This window comes from Pilimelia columellifera subsp. columellifera (assembly GCF_039532605.1).
In the GTDB taxonomy this organism is placed as follows: Bacteria; Actinomycetota; Actinomycetes; order Mycobacteriales; family Micromonosporaceae; genus Pilimelia; species Pilimelia columellifera.
The window spans coordinates 1-574 of the sequence record NZ_BAAARY010000088.1 but is presented as its reverse complement, the minus strand read 5'-3'; the positions used below and the strand labels follow the sequence as shown (position 1 = coordinate 574).

The window sequence follows — 574 nt, the reverse complement described above, 5'->3', positions numbered from 1 at the left end:
GCCGCTGCGGAACCCGCCGCTGGTCGGGCGGTCACCTCGGAACCCGCTGCGGTCGCCGCTGCCGCGGTAGCCGCTGCTGTCGCCGCTCGGACGGTCGCCCCGGTAGCCGCCACGGTCGTCGCTCCCGCGGAATCCGCCGCGGTCGCCGGTGGGGCGGTCGCCGCGGTAACCGCCGCGGTCGCCGCTAGGGCGGTCGCCGCGATCGCCAGAGGAACGGTCAGATCCGCCACCGCCGCGGTGATCGCCCTGCCCTCGCGACGAGCCACTGTCACGACTGGTTCGATCAGTGCTTCCTCCGCGCGAGTACGGCCGAGGCCCACCCGTGCCTCGGTCGTTGTCTCGGCGGCCGTCGTGGTCGCGGTCGCGCGGTGCTGGTGTCACGGTTGGTTCCCTTCTTGCTGCGCAAGATCTAGCGCAGTGCGTGAAATGCAAATCGAGGGCCTGCCCCGTTGCGGGGCGGCCCTCGATAAGATGCTTGTCCGGCGGCGTCCTACTCTCCCACACTCTCTCGGGTGCAGTACCATCGGCGCTGGAGGGCTTAGCTTCCGGGTTCGGAATGTTACCGGGCGTTTCC

The 574-nt window shown here is 70.7% G+C and carries 1 protein-coding gene and 1 rRNA gene; both read right to left on the bottom strand.

The window, feature by feature from the left end; translation table 11 throughout:
• Positions 1-272 (bottom strand): hypothetical protein (locus ABD287_RS18455; protein WP_344174825.1); only part of this gene is annotated, 272 nt, incomplete at its 3' end.
• 205 nt (positions 273-477) lie between these two features.
• Positions 478-574: ribosomal RNA gene (rrf, locus tag ABD287_RS18450) — 5S ribosomal RNA — on the bottom strand; the annotation flags it as partial.